The following is a 21040-nucleotide window of genomic DNA, read 5'->3' as shown; positions in this document are numbered from 1 at the left end:
GAATAGCTCCCTCCCGAATGAGTAGAAAGTTATCCTATAATTAGTGCATAAACAATCCCTGGCCCATGCACGCCAATGGTGAGATCATTCTCGATATCCGCCGAACGGCTTGGCCCCGAAATGAAATGAATACCCGCAGGCAAATTCTCTCTTCCGGCAAGATCAAAATTAATGAGCGTTTCCCCGAGGCGTGTCCCCAATTTCTCCACAGGAATAATGGCCATTAATACGGTAGGAAGAAGACTAACCGACCTACCTTTTGCCCGGGAGGAAAGAACTGTCATCGATCCTGTATACGCGGTTGCATAATCAACGAACACAATGCCAATATCCGCTTCTGCGGCACGAGCCTTCCAGTCCTCATCCTGATCGTGATTCCATACCGTCAGCTTCGCATCTGGCAGCTCTTTTTCCAGATCAAGGGCGCCAAGCTCCGGCTGATCCTGCCGGATGATGTATTTTGCACTCGTCTCCAGAGCTTTGCTCACAATGAACGTTTTGGCGTCTTCCATCGTCGCCAGCCTGACCACATGCCCGCCGGCACTTTGAAAATTTCCCGTAAACCTCTCAATGCGCTCTGCAATCGGCAATTCAAATGCGTTCCAGAAGTCAGGCGCTCCCCGAAACGGATGATTCGGTTTCTCGGTCACTCGCGGTCTTCCAAGCTTGCCGGCAATACCGTTCATAAAGGCTTCTTGCTTTACCCGCGATTCCGCTTCAAGCTGATCCAGCCATTCCTGATGCGTATTAGCCATGCGTACGGCCTCCTTCGCCATTCTCTCGTTCATTCACGATCGCTTCCATCCGCTTCCGAACGGCCGGATCCATCTCCTGCAAGCCATGTCGAATTTCCTGTTCCAGCGTCCCCCATTGATCTCGGAATGACTCCTTCGGCAAGCTCGGCGCAACCCTGTACGTGTTCCAGCCTTTCAAAGGGCCCAGCTTCGAACGTATTTCTCCGTTTCGGACAACAAGCTTTTGCCCTATTTTGCCAAGCTTCAAAACACGTTTAAACCGGCCGGAGCTTCCCATCACCGTCGCGAAGCCCTTCATCCCGACAGATTCCAACAAATTGCCGTGTCCGCTCTCCACCTTGCGGCGGCGTAAAGAAACAAGCATATCGTGCAATGGAATTTTGACCGGACATGCTTCGTAACAGGCGCCGCACAAGCTCGAGGCACCCGCGATATCATCCCACTCGGCTACGTTTTTCTTTAAGGCCGGCGTTAAAACAGCACCGATTGGACCACTGTAGGTTCCACCGTAAGCATGGCCTCCGATATGCCGATAGACGGGACAAGCATTCAAACAAGCGCCGCAGCGGATGCAATTGAGCAATTCCTGGAACTCCGGATCACCAAGCTGGAGAGAACGTCCATTATCCACAATAATGATATGCATTTCCTCCGGACCGTCGGCATCCAGCTCTCTTCTTGGCCCCGTTATGCCCGACATATAGACGGTCAGCTTCTGACCGGTCGCCGATCGAGGCAATAAAGTGGCCATCACCTCCAGATCAGACCAGGACGGAATGATGCGTTCCATACCCATTAACGTAATTTGCGTTTTGGGAACCGTCGTTACCATGCGGGCGTTGCCTTCATTCTCAAAAAGAACCATCGACCCCGTCTCCGCAATCGCGAAGTTACAGCCCGTCATTCCGATGTCAGCCTCGAGAAACTTCTCCCTCAACTTCTTGCGAACGAAACCCGCGAGAATCGAAGTATCCGGCGGCAGCGACTCTCCCGCTACTTCAGAAAGCAAATCCGCGATCTGATACCTGTTCTTATGAATGGCCGGGATAATAATGTGGGAAGGCGTTTCGCCGGCAAGTTGAATGATATACTCGCCAAGATCCGTCTCAATAGCTTCCACCCCGATCGATTCTAGAGCATGATTCAAGTGGAGTTCCTCGGTTACCATAGACTTTGATTTCACAACGGACTTGGCAGCCTTGCGCTCGGCAATAGCCAAAGCGATTTTCACAGCTTCCGCCGACGTCTCGGCGAAGTGGACATGAACACCATTGGCACGAGCGTTATCGGCGAATAAATTTAAGTAAAAGTCCAGATGGGCGATCGTGTGCAGCCGGATTTGTCTTCCTCTTTCCCGCCACTCATCCCAATTGCCGTGTTCTTCCGAGGCATTCTTCTTGCCGCTACGCAATCTCTCGGTCGTGAAACGAACCGCTTTGCGCAAAAACTCATCATTTAACGCCAGGTCCGCTCGTTCTTTTACCGTTTTGGGGGCCGTATGCGCCGTGCTCATGACCGAACCACTCCTTCATATAACAACTCAGCCAAATGCATGACCTTAACGGGCTCATTGCGATGACGCAGATTGCCGGCGATATTCATTAAACACGCCATATCCAGACCTACTAGAATTTCCGCTTCCGTTTCTTTCACATGGTCTACTTTCTCCATTACCATAGCTCCGGAAATATCCGCCATTTTCACAGCGAAAGTACCGCCAAACCCGCAGCAATCTTCAGCAAAAGGGAGCGGCACAAATTGTAATCCATTCACATTTTTTAACAGCTCCATCGGCTCATCCTTGACGCCAAGCAGCCTGCTGCCGTGGCAGGACGGATGATAGGTGACTTTATGCGGAAACACCGCGCCGACATCCGTAACACCAATTACTTGAACAAGAAACTGAGTAAATTCATATGTTTTCTTTTGAAGCTCTAACGCTTTATCCAAATAAACGGGATCATCTTTAAAAAGATTTGAATAATGATGAATCATATAAGTACAAGATCCAGATGGAGAAACGACAAAATCGCTATCTTCAAATGCCTCTAAAATCGTTCTAGCCGTTGTCCTCGCTTCATCCCAATACCCGCTGTTATAGGCCGGTTGGCCACAGCACGTTTGAATTGTAGGGAAATCCAATTTAACGCCGTATCTGGCTAACAGCCGGGTCATCGCTTCACCAACCCTGGGGTAAATGGCATCACTTAGGCAAGTAATGAATAAGGATACTTTCATGATGCACCTCTCTTGAATGATGTGTTTCGGTTGATATGAGATAAACCTCTTTCGAAGTCTTTCGGAGATGAACGACCGCGATTCGAGGTAGGTTTATTTGCCAATAAGAATTTCGTTATCTGACCAAGTCGGGAAACTAATAAAATTCTTATGTGGAAATAAAGAAAATCACTCCTTAGTGTTGTTGGAGGATTTTCTTTATTCTCGCGAAGTGCTATTCTCTTAACATTAATGTTCCATATGATCATCCGGCTAGCGGCTTTAACTGTAAGCGTCCAGGTTATCAGACGTGCGTTCATACATTCAATCGGACCAACCAAGACTGGTCCGATTCCTTTACTGCATCATAATTAGGCTTGTTCGTTTACCATCCGGTTGGTCAAAGATCCGAGCTTCTCGATCTCGATAGTCACAACGTCGCCGTCCTTCAGATACACTTGCTTATCCTCCGGATACCCAAGAACAACCCCTTCTGGCGTGCCTGTAAGAATAATATCGCCTGGCACCAGCGTCATGTGCTGAGAGATGTAGCTGACGATCTCATCGCAATGGAAGATCATATCCGAAGTGTTCGAGCTTTGACGGACTTCACCGTTCACGATGCAGCGGATAGACAAATCGTTCGGGTTGCCTACCTCATCCGCTGTGACAAGATACGGACCGAGCGGACTGAATCCGTCGCACGACTTGCCGAGCAGCCACTGATGAGTTCTCATCTGCAAATCGCGTGCGGACAAATCGTTGACGTTGCAGTAGCCGAATACGTAGTCCAGTGCATTTTCTTTTGCGACATACTTGGCTTCCTTACCGATCACGATAACGAGCTCCGCTTCATAGTCCACCTTGTCGGTCACTTTAATCGGCAGCGGGACGTCATGACCGTTCCCGGTCAGTGTATTGTTGAATTTGTTGAACAAAATCGGAAATTTCGGAATCGGCGCATTCGTTTCTTCCGCGTGCTTGCGATAGTTAAGTCCGACGCAGATCATTTTATTCGGATGCGTCACGCACGGACCGTACGTAATTTCTTCCTCGTTCAGGATGAAGCTTCCGCCGGCAGCCAGCGCTTCGTCCACATAAGCCTGCAGTGCGGATACCGCATCTACGCCCCCCTCGATGACCTGGTGAACGGTTGTCGGAACGCTGCCCTTCGCAGGCACACTTTGTAACGCTTTAGCAATATGTACAACACCGGTGTTTGTTTTTACGCCTAACTGCTGCAATCCGTTCTCAATAAAAGTTAGTAGTTTCATAGGATTATCTCTAGCCTCCGATTATAAATTAGCCGTTCTTGCCGAAGACAACTCCGCCGTCAATGTACAGCGGAGAGCCCATCATGAATTTCGAATCGTCCGATGCGAGGAAGAGCGCCGCCTTGGCCACATCCTCCGGACGAAGCAGATCGCCACTAAGTTGACGCTTTTTAAGCGATTCGTAGCCTGCTTCAATATCGTCGTAGGAGGTGCGTAAGTAATTTTCAACAAATGGCGTAAGAACAGTTCCTGGCATCAGGGCGTTCACACGGATCCCATAAGGCGCGTAATCAACCTGCATGGATTTCGTTAAAGCCAGCACGGCCCCCTTCGTTGCCGAGTAGGAAGCGCGGCGCGCCAGGCCGATCTCCGCGATACATGATGACATGTTAATGATCGAGCCGTTCTTCTGCTCCATCATATGAGGGATCACGTACTTGTTCGGCAAAAATACGCCGCGGATATTGATGTTGATCACACGGTCCCACGCTTCCGGCTCCACCTCGTGAATGGCGCCAACACCGCTAACACCGGCGTTGTTGAACAACACATCGATCCTGCCAAACCTTGCGATCACTTCGTCCACCATCGACTTCACCGATTCAGGGATGGTCACATCGGCTTGAATGAATACAGCCGAACCGCCCCCCGATGTAATTTCATCTACGGTTTCTTGGCCCTTATCCGCGGCCAAATCGTTGACGATAACCGTCGCGCCTTCCTTGGCGAACAGAAGCGCCGTTGCTTTCCCGATCCCTGAACCGGAACCGGTGATGAGAATGATTTTGTTCTGCAGCCTCATTGTGTTCAACTCCTCATTCAAATTTTAGTTTGGCTTACTCTTATTGCTTCAGGACTGTGACAACCTTTGTGCCAGTGCACGAATTTCATTCATGGCCAATTCCCGCTTCTGCTCCCAATCGTGCTTGAACATCGAACAGCTGATCGCGGCGACAACCCGCCCTTCTCCGTCACGTACCGGAGCGGCAACGCAACAGAAGCCCATCACTGCCTCTTCCAGATCGAACGCACATCCGGCTTCCCGTACGGCAACCAGACCGTGGTGCAGCACCTCCCGGGATCTCAGTGTATGAGGGGTGAGGCTGGGCGCAAGCTCATCTGCCGGATATAGTGCATCAAATTCAGCAGGATCGAGCCACGCAAGCATCGCTTTGCCAAGAGCTGTCGCATGAGCGGGCAGCTTCATGCCCGGCTCTGAAGAGATCCTTACAGGAGATGGCATCTCTTCTTTAGCGAGATACAATACATCGTGCTGCTCCAGCTTTGCCAACTGAATCGTCTCGAGAATAACGTGCTTCGTAACAGCTGCTTCCTTTCGAAAACGATCAATAAGACTGAACTGTTTAAAGAACGCGTTACCCCAAGAACCCAGTTTAGATCCTAGCGAATAGGTAGCATCATTTTCGCGAACAATCCATTCAAGCGCTTCCATTGTGTTCAGCAAAGTAAACATGGAGCTTTTGTTTATTTCCAATCGTTTGGATAAATCGATCAGCTTTAACTCAGAGGGCCGCTCGCATATTTGCATCAGCACATCGTTCGCTTTTTCCAACGCAGGAACCCAGTATTTCCTTTCCATGTTTCAGTGCCCCCAAGAAAATGGTTTATTATAATAAACCAAGGTTTTATATATTAACAATTTAATAGTATCATCTATTGTTTTGGGGTGTCAATGATTATCCGGTTCAGTTCCCGGAAAATGGGACACTTGTAATTGATGAAAATATCCACATAGCGTCAAGAGGGAATGGATTCCTACTATAAGGTCCTCCTCCGGTTTCAAAAATCAAAATAATGATACGCAATTATTTGAAATACTTAGCAAAAGAAGGCATCGTTGATGAATTCCTTCAATACGGATCAATTGGCCGCCCGCAAAAGCTATATCGTATGAAAAGAAAATAGTCTGGTATTGGCGAACTAGGCGCATATAAAAACAGCAGTCCAAAGTACCTTTGAACTGCTGTTTCTATTTTTTTTTTGAATAACTAATGCAATTAGAATCAAACTGTGTTTAAGACAAGTAACCCTTCAATTTCGCGACTTCCGTTCCAGCCAGCATCATAATACCAATTCCATGATTATCATTGGTTACAGTACGAAGATCCTCATTGTAGTATTCGGGATGAAACGCATATCTAGAGCCGCTGCACACACCGTGTACGTTGCCTTGGCGGTCTATGGCGATTCGGCTTAGACCGTTCCATGCTAAAAAGGCGGCCTCCGCATAACGATTGGGTTCGCGAAGCCAAGAAAAACGGACGCCCCGAGCAAAAGCATAGGCAAACATCGCCGTGCACGACGCTTCCAAATAGGTTTCTGAAGCATTCAACACCTGATGCCATAGTCCACTGGCCGATTGCAGAGCTAAATAACCTTCACACAGCTCATTAAAAAATTCGAGCAGCGCTGGTCGATCTTCGTGCGTCTCCGGCAAAACTTCCAAAACCTCCGTCAAGGAGAACAACACCCAACCGTTTCCGCGGCCCCATGGTATGCCTGTTGCACGCCCATACTTAAAATCATAAACATGGGACATAATCCGCTGCTCCGGCATGAACAAATAATTTCTAAATCGTAAAAACTGCTTTGCAGCTTCATCCAGCGCACGGGCATCACCCGATATTTCAGCGTAACGACGCAAGAACGGCGTACTCATGTATAAATCATCGGCCCACATGGTATCCGCTGAATATTCCCCCGGACACGTTCGGTAAAACGCTCCGTCCTCACGACGTTCCAACTTGTTCAACATAAAGTCCGCGATCCGGGAGGCCACAGGTAAAAAGGCGTTATCGGCGCATTCCCGGTAGGCTTCGAGCATAGCTGAGCCGAAGGAACCGCAGTTGTCGAGCATTTTCATCATAACCAGCTGCTGGTTGATAGCGGGAAAGCCATACTGCTGAGCGTCCCAGAGAGAATACTCGAACATATCCGTACATGCTTGAACGTGTTCCGTGGCATAACGAATCATGTCCGGTCTATGGAGAAAACGTCCTGTTTGAAGCAACCCGTAAATCGTAACACCGAGCGGATAATCCCAACGGGCATAGTTGGTCATTGTGCCTACAGTCCATTTGTTGCTCAGCATAGAGTTCTCATAATAAGGACGAATCCAGGCATGAGGAAGGTCCAGCCGCCAGTAAGCGTAGTTTGTCTTTTCCTTTACTTCTCTTGTTGTCGCATACAAACGGTCTGTTCGCTGCAAATCGCTTAGCTCGGGTTCCGCCTCCGCTTGGAACGGTCCGACATACAGCCAAGCCGCATCTCCTGATCCATGCACTTGATGGGGAGCATATAGATCAATGGGAGTGCCGCCTATGGAAGCCGTTAACGTATAACCCCAAACGCCTTCACCGCAAATGCTTTTCACAAGCAAATCGTATACTCCGTTAGATAACGGAACCTCAAGTGCATAATGTCCGGCACTATTTTCTTTCACCGTCTCTTTTCCGTTAATCCATACCGTAATGGGGCCCGAAGAGGTGATAACCATATTCACAGGATGGCTTCCGGCTAAATGCTGACGAAAACGGGTCCAAGCAAAAGCAAACTTGCCCGGCTCGCGGCCATACATTCTTTCCAAAGAAGGAAGCTCACGTTCTTCCTCGTTCCACTGGTACTCGGGAAACCAGCTTAGTCCGCTATTCTGTTCATAAGATAGCAGGTCAGGCAGCGCGGTTTCATCCAGAACCACATCCTTGTCCACAGGAGCGGAGAGTACCCATCCCGCCTTTCCTTGTCTTTCCTTAAACGGAGCCAGTACGCTCAATATGCGGACTTTGGCTTCATCCGATCCGATCAAACAGCCAAAGCCGGCAGGTGTATGCTTCATTTTGATGAACAAGGTGTTCCAGCCTTTTGTAAAGGTGATGTTCAGCTTCACGCTTGCGTCCGGACTCATCTCGTCTATGACATTGGAGCGATAGGTTAGACTGCCGTTAAAAAAGAAGCGGACCGGACCTAGGCAGCGGATGATGATATCCAGATTCCGCTCCTCATCGCTCCAAACAACGCCTGCACCATAGGCCCATTGCCCCGGCTTGGCGTTTGGAAACCGCTGGCTTAGGTCGATCTCATACAGACCTTCCTTATTTTGCAGCACACCTGATTGATGAAATGTACGGTAGACAAATCCGGCTTGAGGATTGGCCCCGATGTACCGCTGCGCCAGAACCTTCAGGATTTCGGCGGCATTGTCGCCAAAGCGGTAATGGGCGCTTTCTTGTTCGTGAAAATAAACAGTCATGTTATCTCTCCTAACCATTCGAAGCAGCATTCGGTGAAACCCGAATATTGAATGTATGATTGATCGGTGTAATCAGATTGACAAGCAGCATTTGACAGCCCCTCGGATAAACCATATTGCGGATGGCTGTTGACGAATGCTCAGAAGCAGCACCCTCTATTTCAATCCAATCCCCCTTATTCTCGTATCTGACGCTGCCATTACGCCACATGATTGTATCTTCACCGACGGGCTCACAGCCATCGGTATGCAGCGTCCCCTCCGCTCCGAAAAGAAAGACAACCTGTGTTAACACATCCGCCGGCTTGTCTGACCGAACACGCAGCGTCCATCCTTCCTTGGTCTCTGCCGCTTCAACGAATGTCTCATGCGTCTGTTCATGGGTCATGGACCGTGTGTGATGCGGGAGCAGGTACCACGGGCTTAGAGATTCCGATGCAGTTTCGGGAAGCTCCGCCTGCGGGACTGGGCCATAATAGCCCTTTTTCTCTTGCGCCTTCAGTAGGTATGCACCACTGCGCTCCTGCAGCTCCTTGAACTTGATCGTGCCAGGCTCAAAGTTGGAGCCTACTTGAATGCCTAGCAGTCTGGCATGGCCGTGACGTAACGCGAAGAAAGAGGTAGCCTCCGTCATGACAGTCGCACTGGTTTTGCCGATCCGGTGTCTAGCCACCGGGGCGCCGAATTCCGGGTGAAAGCTGCTGTGCGAGATTTTACCGTTATGACCGGCTTGCTCCATTTTGGATAAGTACAGGGAGCGATTGAAGTCGCCATTGATGATTTTACGGTATTCGGTAGGAAGCTCCGCCGGTTGCACCGAGTTCTCCCGCAAAGCCGGATGAAGCAATAGGTTTAGCATGGCGTTGTTCGGAAGGGCGCCCGGATGGGTAATCGCTTCGCCCGCCAAGCTGGCCATGGCCGCAAACAAAGGATCCCGGTCATGGACCGCCATAAGCTGATAAATGGAATAATAGTCGGCAAGCGTGAACTTTTGTCCAAAATCTTGACGTCCCGAATAGTCCGTCACGATCTCACCGTCAGGGTGAACCAAATACATCATCATCCTCAGATTAGCTCGCACACTCTCGAGCAGCTCCGGCCGCTCCAGATACCGAGCAGCATAGTAAAGATTAATGTCGCTGACCGCGTTATAAATACCGTTGCTGCGCTCCGTCCATTCTCCGTCCGGCGTGATGTCCAGCCCTTCGGACAACCATTCCGAAGCGCGTTCCTTGAGCGCCTCGATTCCGAAGATATCGTATAAGGACCCAAGGGCTGAGCAGATCACCCAACGGTGATTAGGCGTATGGATGCCGCCTGTTAGCAGGGCAGGAATCGTCCGCCCCAGAAAAAGATGAACATCGGCTGCAACGGACACGGCCGGCTGCCAGTCGCTTAACGTGAGCAGCTTGTAGATTTGGGATAGTCCTACCACGTTGAAAGCTGTGTCAGGTGGCGAATGATAGTTGGTCCAGCCTGGTGAAATGGTGCCGTCATCATGTTGGAATTTCAACATAAAACGCGTCAGTTTATTTAGTCGTTTCAACAGGACGTTGTCGTGATAATAAGCAGAATCCGGATTGATTATAGCAGCTGCCCATAAACCCATAATCATGAGAGAATTCGTATGACTGGGCCATGGGATCCCTGTTGCCGGATCAACAACGCCTCCGAAATAGCGGCTTTCGTTATCCATTACCTGACGATCGAAAGCCTCTTGCACCCATTGATCGTTAATCTTCACTAGCTTATGATAGACCATACGGTTTACCCTCTTTCTCCATGGACGCAAATCCTGTTTGCGCTTCAAGTTTATCCAGCAATATCCGATGACTCTGTTCAATATCCTCAGGTGTGCAAGCAGCTTTCAGCTCATAAACTTTAATCGGAGCTGCAGCTATGATAGGAAGGAACCTATCAAAATACGTCATATCCCCGCTATGCAAGTACGGGCACCAGTGATCTGACAGTTCGATCGTCTCATGGATATGGATACCTACGATTTTGCCAATCATCTCATTCGCTTCGCGTGCGTTATCGTAAAGTCCCATTCGTTCCATCATGATGCCATGCCCAATGTCATACCAGAGTCCAAGCGGCGCTCCAGCCAGCGTATCTATGATGGTATTGGCCTCTTGAAGTGTCGGTATTTGATTGCAGCGTGATCTGGTTTCAATACCGAATTGAACTTTGTAACCCCGTTTAACAGACTCGTTACATACTTCTTCCAGGCTTCTCTGAATGTTCTGTATATAAAATTCGATCAGCGCTTCCCGCCGCTCGATCATTTTCTTCCACAACCCGCGATAAGCGGACGAATCCGGCCCTTCCGACTTATAAATGGCCTTCAGCTCGTGATCAATATTGAAATCAAAGGGAACTTCACCTGGATGAACGACAACGGCTTCTGCGCCGTATCTATGGGCATATTCGGCGGAACGAAGGAGCAATTGAACGGCACGTTGGCGCCGCTGCTCGTCTTCGAAGCCGAGAAGGACCGAATCCGTTCCATAATCCGGATCGGCCACATGTGGAAATGTATTATGGACACTGGAAATGCTTATCTCGCCGCGTTCGATCATGGGCTCAATCGTCGTAAGCATGTCTTTCGTCACGTTATAATTCAGTTCTACCTTCGAAAAGCCAAGAGAACGAATCTCCTCGATCATTGAACGGCCGATTGCATGTTTCTTGATATTCCAACAGGTAGAGAATGAAAAAGGTGATTTATTTATCCGATTCATCTATTCTCCCCCTTTACTCTTTAACCGCGCCCAGCATAACTCCGGAAACAAAATAGCGCTGCAGCCAAGGGTAAACGATGAGAATCGGAACTGTAGAGAATATAACAGTAGCGGCTTTTAAGCTTTCTGGCACAACTGTCTGCATCTGGCTGCCTTCCAGTCTCATCAGGTCGTTGACCTGACTGTTCTGTATCATCTGATAAAGCTTCAATTGAAGCGGATAGAGCTCCGGCTTCGTAATATACATTAAAGCATCTTGAAATCCGTTCCATCTTCCCACCGCATAAAAAAGACTCAGTGTGGCCAGCGCCGGCATGGACAAGCGCAAGGTAATCCGCCACAGCATGCCGAAGTAGCTGCATCCGTCTATTTCCGCAGACTCTTCCAATGCCTTAGGTATGCTATTAAAGAAAGAAATGAGAATGATTAGATTAAATGCACTGACTAAACCGGGCAGCACTAAAGACCATACGGAGTTCAGCAGATTCAGGCTGCGCATTAAAATATATTCCGGTATCATGCCTCCGCTAAAAAACATGGTAAAAATGATGATCACCATGAGGATTGAACGCCCCTTAAGCTCTTTCTTCGATAAAGGGTACGCGGCGGCGATGGTCATGATCATACACAATACCGTACTTAACGCCGTCAAGAAGATCGTAAAGCCCAAGGAACGAATCATCGCCATATTCGTAAACACTTTCTTGTACGATTCCAAGTTCACTTCAAGCGGCCATAAGGAAACTTTACCGGATGTAATAGGTGTTGTTCCGCTCAAAGATACCGCAATAATATGGATAAAAGGAATAAGACAGAGCATTACGCTAACTGCCACGCATGCAATAAAAACTGTATCATATACCCGGTTTACTGCCCGTTCATTCATCGTACTGACTCCCCTCTACAGCTCACTTAAATAATGCCGTCACCCGTCAACTTTTTGGAAGCGAAGTTAGCTCCAATTAAGAAAATCAACCCTACGACGGCCTGAAATAATCCGACCACTGTGGCCAGTGTATACTGTCCGGATTCAAGTCCGACTCGATACACGAACGTACTTAAAACTTCCGAATAATCACGAACAATCAGATTTCCAATAATATACGGTCTGTCAAAGCCGATGGATACCATATTGCCTAGGTTAAGAATCAGAAGCGTTGCCACGGTTGTTTTGATTCCCGGCAGCGTGATATGCAAGATGCGCTTCATCCTTCCCGCTCCATCAACCTCAGCTGCTTCAAATAATTCCTTGTTAATTCCCGTTAGAGCTGCCAGATACAGAATCGTTCCCCACCCGGCGCTTTGCCATACCCCCGTTAATAGATAGGTGATCAGCCAGTAATTTTTATCCGATAGAAACGGGATGGATGGATAGCCCATACCGGTGATTATATTGTTAATCATGCCGGATTCATTGCCGAAAACTTGGTAAACGATACCGCCAATAATGACCCAGGATATAAAATGGGGAATATATAAAATCGTTTGGGAAAGCTTCTTAAACCATACGACCTTTATTTCAAACAGGATGATAGCCAAAATAATCGGTGCTGGAAAAGATACCAGAAGATCAAGAAAATTCAGCATAAACGTATTACGCAGCGCCTTGACAAAATCAGGATTTTTGAATACTTCCCGAAATGCCTCAAAACCTATCCAATCACTTCCGTTAATCCCTTTGAAAAAATTGAAATCCTTAAATGCAATTTGTACGCCATACATCGGTCCATATTTAAAGATGAAAAAGTAAACAATCGGCAATGCGACTAAGGCATACAGCTGCCAGTATCGTCGAAGGTATACGTTCATATTAGCTGCTTCCTCCCCTAAGACCCAATCTATTAAAATCAAAGGAGCGCCTACTTCACGCTCCTTTGATTTGGTGCAACCGCGGGCTTACCCTCCAGTTACTTTGTTTGCATTTCCTTCCATGCTGCTTTGCGTTCGTCAGCAATAGCTTGACCGCCGCTGGACATGTAGCCACTCATCATCGAGTCGAATGTAGCATCGAATTCACTTGGTTTCGCCATTGTTGCTTTTACGATCAGCTCTTCCTCTTTCGCAATCAATGTTGTTCCGTATTTGTTTTCAGCTTCAATCGGACGTGGCGAGATAATCTGTTTAATCCCGTCTGTGACAGCGAATTTAAGCACATTTTTAACATCGCTTTGATATCTTTCTGGGAAGTTTTTAATAAAAGCTGCGTCAGTTTTCTCTTGTGTATCAAGAACAAGACCGTTAGCGAGAATACCCATATCGCCGCCGCTGTACGTGTTGTTTTTAGCTTTAGCATCCACGTTGTCGATCACTGCCGGAATTCCATTAGCATCCAAATTGTAGTTCTGACCCTTAACCCCTTTAAGCATGGTTAACAGATTGTCGCCCGACGCCATCCAATCCAGATATTTAACGGCTTCGACAGCATTTTTGCTCGACTTCGGAATCATGATGTACATACCGTTCGGAGCATCGAGCGGCTTAGCGTGTTTACCGTCTTTATTGGTGTACGCATCCACTGGAGTCAGCAACGCAGTCGGGACGTTCTTCTTCAGAGCATCGTAAGTCCCATCGTTGTAGTAAATGTTGATGGTATCCTCACTGAAGAAACCAACTTTGCCGTTGGAAATATCTTTATTCAATGTTTCTTTATTTTTATCCAAACCGAAGTCTCTGCTCATCAAGCCTTCGTTGTACAGCTTGTTCATAAACCGAATGGCCTCCTTGAAGCCCGGATCCAGCAACGGAATTTCACGAATTTGCGTTTTCTCGAAGCGCTCTTGATCACTCATATTACCGATAAAGGACCAGATAATAGGCTCGTACTGGGCAGGGGCAATACTCATACCAAGAGGAATTACTTTGCCGCCTGTTTGTCCCGGATCTTTTTCTTTAAAAGCTTTTAATACGTTATAAAGTTCATCGGTCGTTGTGGGAGCCTTGAGATTCAATTTATCCAACCAGTCTTGACGAATGAAAGACGCATACTTGCCTGTTTCCGCTCGCTTCGCCGGAATCGCATACTGCTTCCCTTGGTATTTACCAACATTCAAAATTTCAGGTCCAAGGAGTTTGCTGACATTCGAACCGTATTGCTTCAACAAATCTGAAAGCTCTGTCAAACCGCCTTGAGACGCATATTTACTGAAAGTACCTTTATCGTATGTGACCACGATATCAGGAACATCCGTGTTGCTAGCCATCAAAACATTCAGCTTGGGTACTTCTTCACTTCGCGGCACCGGAACAAACTCAACATTAATATTGTTCGGCTTGCCGAAATTTTCTTTAACAAAGTTGGTTAGGAACGAGTTCGTAATCGTGACACCTTCCGGCGGATTGCCGCGATCCCAGATCTCCACTTTCAAGTTGCCAGCTTTGGCTGGAGCATTGCTGCTTGCCGGAGCTGCGCTCTGGCCTGCCTGCTCTTTCTTATCAGAAGAACAAGCGGTCAATACGGTCATGCCTGCAAATAACATGGAAAGACTTAGTACGGCGAACTTCTTCGTTTTTCTTTTTTGCATGAATGCCTCACCTTACCCTCTTTTTAAATTTGTCTTAGCTCTCCGAAGCCGACCCGTTTGTGGAACTGCCTCTGGAACACATTATTGCGCTTTTATGCTGACTTCGACAATAAACTAGTTTCACATGATAAACCTCAACCGTTTGAACCACGATGAAGGCGCGAATAAACTTTTTTCAAAATAAACCACAAAGGCATTCGTTCCTCATGATTAACCCAAGAACAACTAACGTTCCGGGAATAAATGTTTGGAAGCCGATATATGCCGGTATAAACAATTTTCCTGATAAACCAAAATGGCACAAGCTGGTCAAAAAAAAGCTTATTCCGCTCAGAATAAACTAACATTCTGGGGAATAAGCAACTTAATACTTTTTCTCTGTATTTTTCAACTTGCGGAAATCCCCAGGCGTCACACCAACAACTTTCTTGAAAACCCTGCCGAAAGTAATGGCGTTGGCATATCCCACATTCATGGCAATATCCTGGATCGTGTCGTTGGTGTTCTCGAGCAATGACTCCGCACGATTCATCCGGAGATGTACAAGAAAATCAACGAATTTCGTATTGAATTCTTCTTTGAATAAGTAGCTGGCATACTTTCCGGAAATTTGAAACCGGTCACTCAGATGCTTCAACGAAAGATCTGGGTTGGAATAATTGTTCTCAATGTACTTTTTGATTTCCTCAATCAAGGCCCTATAACTCTTAGATTCGTTCACCGATACATAAGTCTGGAATAATTCCGTCAACCAATCCGATACGATCCTCTGAACTTCATGAAGACTGGAGGCCTGTATGAGGGAAGTCCACATCTCCTCCCACAGCTTGCCTTTGAACTTGCTTGCCAAGTTCTCCGACAACTCTCCAACTTCTCGCTCCAGTATCTTCATCAAGGTCTCAAGTTGCAAGTGAATTTCTTCATTTCTTAAATTGTCATTGATAAAAGACTGAAAAATCGCATCCAATCTTATCCGCCAGCCATCCCCCGCCAATCGGAATTCACGAACGAATTGAGACATGGACTGAAAATATTGATATCTGTGATAGTGTGATTGTCCGGGCAGATCATCGCTCATCACAACGGCCTCCTGCCCAAGAGAGAGCTTATGATGAAGGGCGGAGCTAGCAGCCTGATACGAAGAATGGATCTCTTCCGGTTTCTTCACGACGGATCCGATACCCATCGTTAATGAAATACGCAGATGTTCATTGATCCAATCATGGCACTTTTCACCAACGGTTCTAAGAATAGTATTGTCAGGAGTATCCTCTTTAAAACAAACGATGGTTCCTAATTTGTCACTGCTTATCCACTCCATCCAGCCGCTCATGTGATGGTCATTAATGATTTCGTTCAATACGTTCATCACGGCGAATTTGAGAATATTTTGATCAGAGGGGGAGAAATTCTGTTGAAATTGACCATAGCGATTAAGCTCGACGATAAAAATAGTGAATCCGCAAGGGGTGACATCCCGGCCAAAGGGCTGCATGCTCTTCATACGTTCGCTTAAGTCCCCCGCGTGTTCCCCTTCAATTAAATCACGGAATAGTTGTCTGCGAAGGACACGTTCATTATTCCGGCGCTCCTTCTCATAATCGGTCGTCTGTTCAATCAGATTCTCCAATGCATAACTGATTACGGCAAGGTCGTCCTTCTAAGAGAGCTTAGGGTTATTATTTTGAAGTTGGAGGAATTGCAACCGATTCATCATCATTGTAATAGGCCGATAATTTCGCCTTGTAACGTAAAAGAGATACACCATTGCTCCAATTATGGTAGCGATTCCAATTACAATCCATATATAGGAGATCAAGGATACCCAGGAAAAAAGCTGACCGGCCTGAATACCGCTTTGGAAGGTCCAGTTCAGGTGTTCCGCATGAATGGTCGTGAGCACTTTACCCTTCTTCAAATAACCTTTGCCCAAAAATTCAAACACTTGGTTACCGCTTTCATCATAGACGTCGAGATAAGAAACATTCCCGCTGATGAGGTCATTGATCAATCTTTCCAATCGGTACGTGCTGACATTGACAACCATTAGCCCATCCTGGCCAAATGGAATTGGTAATGATCGGGTGAGAGAGATTACCTGCACCGGATTTTGCCCATTCGCTGCCGGATACTCGCGGACCTTACTCCAATCGCGACTTTCGGGCTCCTGCAGCCTTTTACGAAGGAAGTCCGAGTCAGCGAAAGCGTTAAGCTCAACCAGACCGCTCTGAGTAAGTACAATGTTACCCTGCTTGCGATAAATATAAATGGAATCAATTAAACCATAGTTTTTGACTAAGGTATTCATGCTGTTGACGACATCATAATAGCGCTCGTTCGACCTTGTATTACCGGACGGATAAAGAAAATCGTCATAGGAGTTCTCCAACTCCAGTTCTTGTAAAACCTTCATCTCCATCTCACTCATCGTGCGATCAACGGTATCCACAATATAGCTTGTCGATATGTGATTGGCTTTGGAAGTTTCACTTCTAGAAAGATCATTCACAACAAGAAATGACATGAAAATCAGCACTGTTATCGTCAGAAGGAAGATCGGCATGTAAGATAATAAAAACTTTTTTGAAAACGTATTCATTTTTAGTCGTCCTCCTTCTGATTATGTATTTGTTATGATTACGTTGATTATAAACTTAACGGGATTAAAATGTCTATGGAAATGGCTTGCTCATTTCACTGTGGGATAATCATAGATAATAATCCTAAGACGTGATAGGTAATCTGATTATTCATAGGGGGGCTGAATAAGTAGCCAATAATAACCTTGGCCACGAATCAATGTATCTTTAAATCAATAAGCTTGTTATTCTCATCCCACATAACTTCTCCACCGAACTATCCTGCCTATTAGCATTAACAGGCTGCCGATTACGCCGGCAGCCTGTTGTTGTTGTGCTCTCGTTTCCCGTCAAATAAGCATCTCGCAATGGCCGCAGGAGCTGGGATCGGAGATCTTTCTTCACAGTACAAAGGAGCTAAGCAGCTTGTATGTGCTTAACTCCTTTATCATTATTCTTAGTTAATAAATCCGGCATACTGCAAAAATCTTTTTAACATCACTACAGCTTCTGCACGAGTTGCATTGGCTTCGGCTACGAATGTGTTGTCCGTTTGACCCTCAACTAGACCAGCTCCCGTCACTTGTGCAACCGCTGTTTGGGCCCAGCTGCTGATGCTGCTACTGTCGGTGAATTTACCGAGCAGCTCTGTTTGTTTCCCGTTTACGCTGTAGCTTTTTCCTGCCAAATCCATCGCCTTGGATAGCATTATAGCCATTTGCTCGCGGCTGATGTTAGCATTCGGATGGAAGGAGCCGTCCTCAAATCCGCTGATCAAACCGGCTTTTGCCGCCTCACCTACGCTACCTGCAAACCAATCCTTGCCGTTAACATCCGTAAAAGCCGCCGTTGCATTACCGTTAAGCCCCAAAGCACGTACCAGCAACGAAGTGAATTCGGCGCGTTTGATCGTTTCGTCAGGAGCAAACTGAGAATCCGTCCGCCCTTTAACCAAGAGTTTGGAGGCCATCAGACCCACATCCGCTTTGGACCAATGGCTTTTCAGATCGTCAAAGGATTTGCTCGACTGAACAACAGTATAGATGCTGTTGCTGCGGTTCTTAATCATGACTTGAGTTTTGCCTCCTACGATTTGGAAGACTGCAGGGACAAAGGTCATTTCCCCGGTTGCCGGGTTATACAAAATGGCTGTCGCAGTGCTTGGATCTGTCGACTGATTAATGATAAGATTGCGAGTTACGTACGTATTTCCAAAATTGTTGATTTCCACTGTCTTGCCGCCTGAACTCGCCGTTATACTAAATTCGAAAACTTGCGCTTTAGATCCGCCAAGGAGGGAAACGCCATTATGTATCGCTTTTTGCGAAATTTGTTCGGCAACAGTTCCTGTCACCTTCTGTATGGTCACGCTGATTTGCACGTTTTTAGCGTCAGTCCCTAGCGTTTGTGCCACCTTCGCCGTATCGATGACCGATGTCGGTAAATGATAAGCTGTACCGTCGTCTTTTTGAATTGAAATGACCGATTGAGGAATGGTTTGTTTCGAATCGGCAAGAACGCTCATAGGCAAGTCGACTTTGGCGACATCGCCATTGCCGGTAACTGCTATCGTGATGCTTTGCTTGCTTGCATCTTTTCCATTCAGTGCGCTTATAGCCTTGCTTAACCAGTCGCTTTCAACTACAACATGATCCACATTTTGACCCGACGGGGACATTTCGTGTTTCGTTTCAGGATTGGATCCTGCTCCCTTTTCGCCTGTCGCTCCACCTGATGTTTGAGGCGTACCCGAGCTTGGGGTTGTTGCGTCATGGGTGACTGCTAACTGGATACTATCGGAATTATAGATAACCTTAACTTTATACTCGCTAGGCAAACCCGCGGTCTCAACCGATGAGAATTGTCCATACCGTTGATCCTTACCATGGGTTATGATAGTGACGACGCCGTTAGGAACATAATTACCCGTAAAATTCAGACGTAATTTCCCATTTGCATTTAAAGCACCCTTAATTTCGAGTAGATCATCTTTACCGTTAAGGTTGAGCTCAAAAGTACCATTGTCAGATTGTGTGTATGTTCCGCCGATAGTCATCTTCCCGTAAACATTTTCAACGACGGTTCCTCCGTTGTTCGTAACATCGCCGCTTCCGAAAGCCGTCTTCGAATCACCCTCAAGTGTTCCTTTGTTGATCTGTGTACCTCCGGAATAAGTATTGTTGCCCTGCAGCTTTAAAGTACCCGTTCCTTCTTTTGTCAGCTTTCCTGTACCGGAGATATCGTTACGCCAGCGATCCAACGCATGGAAACCGCCTTTGTTAGTATCCATTGTCACTGTAACGTCATTGACAAAAGCACCATAACCATCTGCAGCGGCAAAGAGATTAAGCCGTCCCCATCCCTCAGCATCATCAAGCAAAGGATAGCCTGATGGAAGACCAGTAGTAGCCAAAACCCAGCGACGTTGCGTGTTATCAAGGTAAGGCAGGCGTGTTTCCAGCAGGACTTCCGCTCCCTTAGGAACCACCATTGGGTTAGTCGTCGGATTTATCTGGCTAAATCCATATGTCAAACGTTCAGTATAATCCGTTTTATTCTTTGAGTGGTCGCTGAACCGATCTACCGCTGTACCGGTTTGCGTCAACAAATTCGCATGGGCATTGTCATAAGCAGCCTGCTTGATGGCTTGATTAGCCGGATCAGCCAAGGTAGCAGCCGCCAGGGACGTTGCCAAGACACGTCCTCCCATGACATCAAGAGGGGAGTGCATACCGCTTATAATCCGGTTGTTTCCAAGCTCCGAGGCACGGGTCAACAGTTCCTGAAACCTTTCAGGCACAGCATAGGCCAACGACAAAGCGGCGAGATACGAAGCATTGGTATGACCGCTCGGGAAGCCGCCGTCCGAGGCCGGAGTGCTGCTTTTTGCAGGAACCAGGGTAGGGACAATGACCTGCTCGCCAAGCTGACGCCACGGGCGAGGATACTGGTAGAAATTTTTGGATGGATTGCCTGATGCATAGGTGCCACGCAGCGTTCCGATCAGAGTGACCATCTTGCCAAGTTCGGAATTCTCGTCGCCAGCGGCATTGGAACCGTTGCCGTCGTCGTATTTTTTCGTTGTGGCATCAGCCGCAACGCCATTAATCGATGTGTACGTATTCGTAATGTTCCGATACACGTCGGTGAGTGATCCAAGACCTTCCGTGACTGAATAAGTTTGGTTTCTTCGATCATCCAAATAGGCCGCTGTTGCTTGATCAGCCGTGCGGGTAGCTGCGATATTGGCCACATACTGCATGTTAGCATCCAGCACAGCCGGGTTCAGCTTGGTTCCGTTTTTCCAGTAATACACAGCATCCGTAACTTTGTCACCAGGTGTCCAAAGCTTCAGAAACTCGGATAGCGTTCCAATGGCTGCGTTGGGTACCGTCGTATTAGACGACGTATTGGTTTTGTAATTATCTACAAAGTATCCCCAAGATGGCGGTGAAGCCGGAGTCACTGTTGATGGAATTGCTGCCGCATTCGCAAAACTTCCGCCCAAGGAACTAAGAAGTAATGGCAGCGATAATGCAACTGATAAATGTTTTCTTCCTACTTTGATCTTCAAATCGTATCCACTCCTGTAGTTTTTCTATGTTCAAACCTATTATAATTATCCAAAAAAAAAGAGCCCTTAATAATTTATAGATAGACCTATAAATTATTTGGGCTAA

At 47.2% G+C, this 21040-nt stretch carries 15 protein-coding genes; all 15 read right to left on the bottom strand.

Features of this window, described 5'->3' with window-relative positions:
- Positions 1 to 29: 29 nt before the first annotated feature.
- Positions 30 to 755 (bottom strand): LutC/YkgG family protein, encoded by a 726-nt coding sequence (locus NYR53_RS10865; protein WP_261305169.1) that lies wholly within the window; start codon positions 753 to 755, stop codon positions 30 to 32.
- Positions 748 to 2268 carry a LutB/LldF family L-lactate oxidation iron-sulfur protein gene (locus NYR53_RS10860; RefSeq protein WP_261305168.1) on the bottom strand — a complete coding sequence of 507 codons (1521 nt, stop codon included), beginning with the start codon at positions 2266 to 2268 and terminating at the stop codon, positions 748 to 750. The genes NYR53_RS10865 and NYR53_RS10860 overlap by 8 nt, the downstream gene beginning before the upstream one ends.
- Positions 2265 to 2993: a (Fe-S)-binding protein gene (locus tag NYR53_RS10855; protein WP_261305167.1), complete on the bottom strand. Its 729-nt coding sequence runs from the start codon at positions 2991 to 2993 to the stop codon at positions 2265 to 2267. The genes NYR53_RS10860 and NYR53_RS10855 overlap by 4 nt, the downstream gene beginning before the upstream one ends.
- A gap of 350 nt (positions 2994 to 3343) precedes the next feature.
- Positions 3344 to 4246 (bottom strand): fumarylacetoacetate hydrolase family protein, encoded by a 903-nt coding sequence (locus tag NYR53_RS10850; protein ID WP_261305166.1) that lies wholly within the window; start codon positions 4244 to 4246, stop codon positions 3344 to 3346.
- A gap of 28 nt (positions 4247 to 4274) precedes the next feature.
- Positions 4275 to 5048 carry an SDR family NAD(P)-dependent oxidoreductase gene (locus tag NYR53_RS10845; protein ID WP_261305165.1) on the bottom strand — a complete coding sequence of 258 codons (774 nt, stop codon included), beginning with the start codon at positions 5046 to 5048 and terminating at the stop codon, positions 4275 to 4277.
- Between the two features lie 48 nt (positions 5049 to 5096).
- Complete coding sequence (locus NYR53_RS10840) at positions 5097 to 5846, bottom strand: IclR family transcriptional regulator (RefSeq protein ID WP_261305164.1); 750 nt, start codon at positions 5844 to 5846, stop codon at positions 5097 to 5099.
- Positions 5847 to 6281: 435 nt separating this feature from the next.
- Positions 6282 to 8516, bottom strand: coding sequence for a glycoside hydrolase family 88/105 protein (locus NYR53_RS10835; RefSeq protein ID WP_261305163.1), 2235 nt, complete (start codon positions 8514 to 8516; stop codon positions 6282 to 6284).
- Positions 8517 to 8526: 10 nt separating this feature from the next.
- Positions 8527 to 10326, bottom strand: a complete 1800-nt coding sequence (locus NYR53_RS10830; protein ID WP_367618639.1) for a hypothetical protein — start codon at positions 10324 to 10326, stop codon at positions 8527 to 8529.
- Positions 10265 to 11260, bottom strand: coding sequence for a sugar phosphate isomerase/epimerase family protein (locus tag NYR53_RS10825; protein ID WP_261305162.1), 996 nt, complete (start codon positions 11258 to 11260; stop codon positions 10265 to 10267). The genes NYR53_RS10830 and NYR53_RS10825 overlap by 62 nt, the downstream gene beginning before the upstream one ends.
- A 13-nt stretch (positions 11261 to 11273) precedes the next feature.
- Positions 11274 to 12146, bottom strand: a complete 873-nt coding sequence (locus NYR53_RS10820; RefSeq protein ID WP_261305161.1) for a carbohydrate ABC transporter permease — start codon at positions 12144 to 12146, stop codon at positions 11274 to 11276.
- Positions 12147 to 12172: 26 nt separating this feature from the next.
- Positions 12173 to 13069: an ABC transporter permease gene (locus tag NYR53_RS10815; RefSeq protein WP_261305160.1), complete on the bottom strand. Its 897-nt coding sequence runs from the start codon at positions 13067 to 13069 to the stop codon at positions 12173 to 12175.
- Positions 13070 to 13167: 98 nt separating this feature from the next.
- A complete protein-coding gene (locus NYR53_RS10810) occupies positions 13168 to 14781 on the bottom strand; it encodes an extracellular solute-binding protein (protein WP_261305159.1) in 1614 nt (537 codons plus the stop codon).
- A gap of 364 nt (positions 14782 to 15145) precedes the next feature.
- Positions 15146 to 16411: a helix-turn-helix domain-containing protein gene (locus NYR53_RS10805; RefSeq protein ID WP_261305158.1), complete on the bottom strand. Its 1266-nt coding sequence runs from the start codon at positions 16409 to 16411 to the stop codon at positions 15146 to 15148.
- Between the two features lie 30 nt (positions 16412 to 16441).
- Complete coding sequence (locus NYR53_RS10800; RefSeq protein WP_261305157.1) at positions 16442 to 17380, bottom strand: cache domain-containing protein; 939 nt, start codon at positions 17378 to 17380, stop codon at positions 16442 to 16444.
- A 437-nt stretch (positions 17381 to 17817) separates the two neighbouring features.
- The gene (locus NYR53_RS10795) at positions 17818 to 20928 is read right to left on the bottom strand and encodes an S-layer homology domain-containing protein (RefSeq protein WP_261306328.1); all 3111 of its coding nucleotides are present in this window, start codon (positions 20926 to 20928) and stop codon (positions 17818 to 17820) included.
- Positions 20929 to 21040 lie beyond the last annotated feature (112 nt).

The organism is Paenibacillus andongensis (genome assembly GCF_025369935.1).
Taxonomy (GTDB): Bacteria; Bacillota; Bacilli; order Paenibacillales; family NBRC-103111; genus Paenibacillus_E; species Paenibacillus_E andongensis.
Note: the sequence above shows the minus strand (reverse complement) of the source record. Positions and strands in the feature narration are given on the sequence as shown.

What these genes read in the sequence shown, in the direction of transcription:
- NYR53_RS10865 (WP_261305169.1), bottom strand. Translation starts at nt 755, where the DNA reads ATGGCTAATACGCATCAGGAATGGCTGGATCAGCTTGAAGCGGAATCG.
- NYR53_RS10860 (WP_261305168.1), bottom strand. Translation starts at nt 2,268, where the DNA reads ATGAGCACGGCGCATACGGCCCCCAAAACGGTAAAAGAACGAGCGGAC.
- NYR53_RS10855 (WP_261305167.1), bottom strand. Translation starts at nt 2,993, where the DNA reads ATGAAAGTATCCTTATTCATTACTTGCCTAAGTGATGCCATTTACCCC.
- NYR53_RS10850 (WP_261305166.1), bottom strand. Translation starts at nt 4,246, where the DNA reads ATGAAACTACTAACTTTTATTGAGAACGGATTGCAGCAGTTAGGCGTA.
- NYR53_RS10845 (WP_261305165.1), bottom strand. Translation starts at nt 5,048, where the DNA reads ATGAGGCTGCAGAACAAAATCATTCTCATCACCGGTTCCGGTTCAGGG.
- NYR53_RS10840 (WP_261305164.1), bottom strand. Translation starts at nt 5,846, where the DNA reads ATGGAAAGGAAATACTGGGTTCCTGCGTTGGAAAAAGCGAACGATGTG.
- NYR53_RS10835 (WP_261305163.1), bottom strand. Translation starts at nt 8,516, where the DNA reads ATGACTGTTTATTTTCACGAACAAGAAAGCGCCCATTACCGCTTTGGC.
- NYR53_RS10825 (WP_261305162.1), bottom strand. Translation starts at nt 11,260, where the DNA reads ATGAATCGGATAAATAAATCACCTTTTTCATTCTCTACCTGTTGGAAT.
- NYR53_RS10820 (WP_261305161.1), bottom strand. Translation starts at nt 12,146, where the DNA reads ATGAATGAACGGGCAGTAAACCGGGTATATGATACAGTTTTTATTGCA.
- NYR53_RS10815 (WP_261305160.1), bottom strand. Translation starts at nt 13,069, where the DNA reads ATGAACGTATACCTTCGACGATACTGGCAGCTGTATGCCTTAGTCGCA.
- NYR53_RS10810 (WP_261305159.1), bottom strand. Translation starts at nt 14,781, where the DNA reads ATGCAAAAAAGAAAAACGAAGAAGTTCGCCGTACTAAGTCTTTCCATG.
- NYR53_RS10800 (WP_261305157.1), bottom strand. Translation starts at nt 17,380, where the DNA reads ATGAATACGTTTTCAAAAAAGTTTTTATTATCTTACATGCCGATCTTC.